Source organism: Haloferax sp. Atlit-6N, from assembly GCF_003383195.1.
In the GTDB taxonomy this organism is placed as follows: domain Archaea; phylum Halobacteriota; class Halobacteria; order Halobacteriales; family Haloferacaceae; genus Haloferax; species Haloferax gibbonsii.
In genome coordinates this window covers 1-431 of record NZ_QEQJ01000430.1, presented here as the reverse complement: position 1 = coordinate 431, position 431 = coordinate 1, and the positions used below count along the sequence as shown (strand labels likewise).

Annotated in this window: 1 pseudogene; it reads right to left on the bottom strand. The window is 59.6% G+C overall.

The features are described from left to right. Positions 1-137: 137 nt before the first annotated feature. Positions 138-431 (bottom strand): annotated as a pseudogene (locus DEQ92_RS23045) (hypothetical protein); the annotation flags it as partial.

The following is a 431-nucleotide window of genomic DNA, read 5'->3' as shown; positions in this document are numbered from 1 at the left end:
CCCGAGGACGAGGCGAGCGGTGCGATCATAACCGCCGACATTCTTTTCCATATTGATCACGTCATATTGGCGCTCTGAGGAGATAAGCGTATCTGGCCGTCCCGAACCCTGCAGGGAGTCCGTAAGCGCAACCAAAATCAGTAGGTCATCAAATCGAAGAGCAGCGCCTTCGCGCGCGATTCGAGACTTCGGTCGACAGGCCCAATCGGCCGGCGAGCGGTTGCAACTCCGTATTGATCGAATTCGGTCTCGATGCGATACGTCAGCGACTTCTCGACCGCACCCTCCCAGAGGTCGACGACGAGGGCTCGGTTGTCGACGATACGCCGGAGCCGCCCCGTCTCCCTGTTCAGCGTCACTTCGATCCAGCAGTCACCGAATTCTGAAATGGGCGCGAACGGGAGCGGAACGACCTGTGCGTACGCGTCCGG